Source organism: Quisquiliibacterium sp., assembly GCF_982640115.1.
Genome location: NZ_CEXFHW010000233.1, coordinates 1 through 5,024, shown reverse-complemented (window position 1 = coordinate 5,024; position 5,024 = coordinate 1). Strand labels below are relative to the sequence as shown.

General features: G+C 70.5%; 5 protein-coding genes. 1 reads left to right on the top strand and 4 read right to left on the bottom strand.

The features are described from left to right. The 4 genes from AC2H6A_RS17830 to aroC form a co-directional block, all read right to left on the bottom strand. The coding region (locus tag AC2H6A_RS17830; protein WP_484275067.1) for an aconitase family protein at positions 1-945 on the bottom strand (945 nt) is incomplete at its 3' end. A gap of 80 nt (positions 946-1,025) precedes the next feature. Then, positions 1,026-1,661 (bottom strand): M48 family metalloprotease, encoded by a 636-nt coding sequence (locus tag AC2H6A_RS17825; protein ID WP_484275066.1) that lies wholly within the window; start codon positions 1,659-1,661, stop codon positions 1,026-1,028. Between the two features lie 176 nt (positions 1,662-1,837). After that, the gene (locus tag AC2H6A_RS17820; RefSeq protein ID WP_484275065.1) at positions 1,838-3,058 is read right to left on the bottom strand and encodes an MFS transporter; all 1,221 of its coding nucleotides are present in this window, start codon (positions 3,056-3,058) and stop codon (positions 1,838-1,840) included. A gap of 34 nt (positions 3,059-3,092) precedes the next feature. Beyond that, a complete protein-coding gene (gene aroC, locus AC2H6A_RS17815; protein WP_484275064.1) occupies positions 3,093-4,193 on the bottom strand; it encodes a chorismate synthase in 1,101 nt (366 codons plus the stop codon). A gap of 187 nt (positions 4,194-4,380) precedes the next feature. Here aroC and AC2H6A_RS17810 point away from each other — a divergent pair. Beyond that, on the top strand, positions 4,381-5,024 hold a 644-nt coding region (locus AC2H6A_RS17810), incomplete at its 3' end, for a tripartite tricarboxylate transporter substrate-binding protein (RefSeq protein WP_484275063.1).

The window sequence follows — 5,024 nt, the reverse complement described above, 5'->3', positions numbered from 1 at the left end:
GTCGGGATCGGGAACCCGCGCATCGACCGCGACCACCATCTCGGGCGAAGTGCCCCAGGTGACCTGCGGGGCGATCTCGGCGGCGTTCATGCGCACCACCAGGTCGAAGCGCGCGCCGGGATCGGAGCGCAGGGTGCGCCAGTGGGCTTCGGCCTTGACCCAGTCATCGCCGGTGGGCGCCAGCGGGCGGCCCTTCAGATAGGCGATGGTGGTGTCGTCGACGGCTACCATGCCCGAACGCGCGCCCGCCTCGATGGCCATGTTGCACACCGTCATGCGGCCTTCGATCGACAGGGACCTCATGGCGCTGCCGCCGAACTCGATGGCATAGCCGGTGCCGCCCGCAGTGCCGATCCGCCCGATCACGGCGAGCACCAGATCCTTCGCGGTGACGCCCCGCGGCAGCGGCCCGTCGATCTCGACCAGCATGTTCTTCATCTTGCGGGCCATGAGGCACTGCGTGGCCAGCACATGCTCGACCTCGGAGGTGCCGATGCCGAAGGCGAGACAGGCCAGCGCGCCATGGGTGCTGGTGTGCGAATCGCCGCAGACCACGGTCATGCCGGGCAGCGTGGCACCCTGCTCCGGCCCGATCACATGGACGATGCCCTGGCGCTGATCGAGGAAGGGGAAGTAGGTGGGGATGGCGAATTCGCGGATGTTGCGATCGAGCGTGACCACCTGTTCGCGCGAGGTGAGGTCCTCGATGCCGTCGATGCCCCGCTCCCAGCCGGTGGTGGGCGTGTTGTGATCGGCGGTGGCCACCACCGAGGCGGTGCGCCAGGGCGCACGACCCGCCACCCGCAGCCCCTCGAAGGCCTGCGGGCTGGTCACCTCGTGCACGAGGTGCCGGTCGATGTAGAGCAGGCATGTGCCATCGTCTTCACGATGGACCACATGGTCATCCCAGAGCTTGTCGTACAGCGTGCGGGCAACGAGCGACATCGGCAGGCCGGCCGCGAGGGCCGTTTCAGGGTTGTGCGGAACCCGAGATTATGCCATGCGACCTGCTTCGCGCCGCCGTGTCAGGGCAGCAGCGGCAGCACCCGCCGGGCATGGCGCAGCAGGACATCCGGCCACTGGGCCTCGAGCGGATGACGCCGGGCATAGCCCACCGAGCCGCCTGCACCAGACACCGGCGCGAGCGCGGCGAAAAAGCCCACGCTGGCGCGCGGATCGTAGCCGGCGCGGGCCATCAGTTCGGCGGCGAGACCGAGCACTTCGTGTTCGTGAACCCGATGATGCGGGGCCTCGAGCAGCAGGGCGGCGCCCACGGCCGGCACCGGTGCGCCGGCCTGCGCCAGACGCTCGCGGGCATGGTCGAGCATCAGATGGGCCATTTCGTGGGCGAGCGCCGCCGCAAGCAGCGCATCGTCCCGCGCCAGCAACTGGGCCATGCTCAGGGTGAGCGCACATCGCGCCGGAGCCAGACACCAGGCATCGGGCTCATCGCCGGGCACGATCAGGACCTGCGGCTCGGCCTGCGCCCAGGCAGGATCGGCCGCCGGCGCAGCGCGGGCGAGACGCCCTGCGGTCCGGGCGATCCGAGCCAGGGCGGGTTCGTCCGCGGGCAATGCCCGGGCCCGCAGACGCTCCCAGGCCAGGTCGAGCGAAGCCCCGACCTGACCGGGCGCAGGCGCCCGTGCCGTGGTCGGCAGCACGGTGCGCGGGTCGAGCGGCGAAGGTCCGGGCGAGAGCCCGGGCGGGGCAACGCAGGCCGTCAAGCCGCAGAAAGCCGCGGGCAGCAAGGCTCGACACACACCCGGAAGCCCGTGCGTGCCGATGCGCCCGTGCGTGCCGATGCGTCCGAGGGCGCGGAGGATTCGGCCAGCGAGGCTCACGCGCCCGCTCCCTGCACCGGCCAGGTTGTGCGCCGATCGAGTCGCTGACAGGCCAGCACCGCGAAGCCGCCGAGCGCAGCAGCAAGGCCGGCCACCGCGAAGGTCCAGCCCGGTCCGGCCGCAGTCCAGATCGCCCCGGCCGCGACCGACCCTGCCGCCCCGCCCAGGCCATAGCCGAGCGTGGCATAGAGCGCCTGCGCCCTGCCCTGGGCCGCCGGCTCGAACCAGCGATGCAGCAGTGCCATCGACGCGCTGTGGTGGACCCCGAAGGTGATGGCGTGCATCAACTGCACCAGCACCACGAGCAGCCAGTGTCCATCACCCAGTCCGATCAGCGCGAAGCGCGCCGCAGCCACCGCCATGCTGAAAGCCAGCAGGGGCAGCGCGCCGTAACGGCCGAAGAGCCGGTGCTGCAATCGGAAGAGCACGATCTCGGCCAGCACGCCGAGGGTCCAGACGAGGCCGATGCCCGCCTTGCTGTAGCCCTGCCGGTCGAGGAGCAGCGAATAGAAGCCGTAGAGCGCGGCATGGGCGAACATCATCAGGGCGCACGACGCGAAGAAGAGCGCCAGCCGCGGCTCGCGCAGCCGGGCCAGCACCCCGGGCATCGGCAGCACCGATGCGCCCGAGTCGGCGCGCCGTCCGGCCTGCGCGGTCACGCCGGCGATCCTCCATGCGGTCGCCAGCAGCAGCAACGAGAGCAGCGCCATGGGCAGGGTGAGCCAGCGCACGCCACTGGCATCGAGCATGGGCCCCACCCCGGCCACGGCCAGAATGAAGCCGATCGAACCCCATTGCCGTACCCGGCCGTAGGCGCCGGCCTCGCCCGCGGTGACGCGCAGGGCCATGGCCTCGCCGATCGGGGAATGCGCCGCGGTGCAGAAGTGGAAGATCGCCAGCCAGAGCATCAGCCAGCCGGCGCTGCCCTGCGCGAGGGCGACCAGCAGGCTTGCGCCCAGCGTGCCCGCCGACGCGAGAACCAGCAGGCGTCCGCGATCAGGCGCGCGGTCTGCACACCACCCCCAGAAGGACGGCGCCACCAGCCGCACGAGCTGGGGCACCGCCAGCAGCAGGCTGATCTGCGCGATGCTCAGGCCCCAGGCTTCGAAGTAGAGCGGCATGTAGGGGGACATCGACCCCACCAGCGCAAAGACCGAGAAGAACAGGGCCGCCACCTGCCTGGCGCTGGGCGTGCCCGAGGCAGCCTCGACGGTCATCGGGCGGGATGGTCGGTGCGCAAGGGCGCGCGGATCAGGCGATCTGCCCGGGGATGGCCGGCGTGGCCGACCGCACATCGGCGTTCTGCGCCCGATGACGCAGGGCATGGTCGATCAGCACCAGCGCGAGCATCGCCTCGGCGATCGGCGTGGCGCGGATGCCCACGCAGGGATCGTGACGGCCGAGGGTCTGAACCTCGAGCGGATTCCCCTGGCGGTCGATGGAGCGACGCGGCGTGCGGATGCTGGAGGTGGGCTTGATGGCGATCGACACCCGCAGCGGCTGCCCGGTGGAGATGCCGCCGAGCACGCCGCCCGCCTGATTGGCCGCGAAGCCCGTCGGGGTGAGTTCATCGCCATGCTCGGAGCCGCGCTGGGCCACGCTGGCGAAGCCCGCGCCGATCTCCACGCCCTTGACGGCATTGATGCCCATCATCGCGTGCGCGATATCGGCGTCGAGGCGGTCGAAGAGCGGCTCGCCCCAGCCGGCCGGCAGGCCCTCGGCAATGACATCGATGCGCGCGCCGCAGGAATCGCCCGCCCGGCGCAGCTCGTCCATGTAGGCCTCGAGGGCCGGAACCACACTGGCGCTGGGCGCGAAGAAGGGATTGGCACCGACCTCGTCCCAGCTCTCGAAGGGCACCGGGATCGGACCGAGTTGCGACATGCAGCCACGCACCGTGACACCGTGTCGCTGCGAGAGCCACTTGCGGGCGACCGCGCCGGCAGCCACCACCGGCGCAGTCAGGCGCGCCGAGGAACGGCCGCCGCCACGATGGTCGCGCAGACCGTACTTCTGCGTGTAGGTGTAGTCGGCGTGTCCGGGCCGGAAGGTATCAGCGATGTTGCCGTAGTCCTTGCTGCGGGCATCTTCATTGCGGATCAGCAGCCCGATCGGGGTTCCGGTGGTCAGTCCCTCGAACACGCCCGACAGGATCTCGACGCGATCGGCCTCCTGGCGCTGCGTCACATGGCGCGACGTGCCCGGACGGCGGCGATCGAGGTCGGGCTGGATGTCGGCCTCGGACAGGGCCAGCCCCGGGGGGCAGCCATCGATCACGCAGCCGATGGCCGGGCCGTGCGATTCCCCGAAGGTGGTCACGGTGAAGAGCAATCCGAAGGTATTTCCCGACATGTCAGTAAAATGAAAGGCTTTGCGGGCGGTCCGCCATTCTATGCTGCGCGACCTGCCGGCCCCACCGGATCAGCACCGGACGCGGGCCAACCCTGCCTGCCATCACCCTCGAAAGGACTCCATGAACGCCACGCGCCCCCTTCGCCGCCGACTCGTCGCATCCCTGGCGGCCGGATCGGCTGCGGCGATGCTGCCCGTCGCCCGCGCCCAGCAGGCCTATCCCACGCGACCGGTCAAGCTGATCGTGCCCTTCGCACCCGGTGGCACCACCGACATCGTCGCCCGGGTGGTGGCCGACAAGCTGCGCGAGAACCTCGGCCAGGCGGTCGTGGTCGAGAACAAGGCCGGCGGCGGCGGTGTGGTGGGTGCGGTGGAGCTGATCCGCTCGGCGCCCGACGGCTACACGCTGGGCATGGCCACGGTGTCGACCACCGCAGCCAACCCGGCGATCAACCCGAAGATCCCGTACAGCCCGCTCAGCGATTTCACGCCGATCACCAATCTCGCGGCCACCCCCAATGTGATCGCGGTGCACCCGTCGTTTCCGGCCCGTGACTTCAAGGGATTCCTGGAGACCGTGCGCCGCAATCCGGGGCGTTACTCCTACGCCAGCTCGGGCACCGGCGGCATCGGCCACCTGCAGACCGAGCTCTTCAAGTCGCTGGCCAAGGTGTTCATGACCCACATCCCCTACCGGGGCGCGGGCCCGGCGCTTGCCGATACCGTCGCCGGCCAGGTGCCGATCATCTTCGACAACCTGCCCTCGGCCCTGCCGTTCATCCGCGACAGCAAGCTGATCGCGATCGTGGTCGCAGCGCCGGAGCGCCTGAC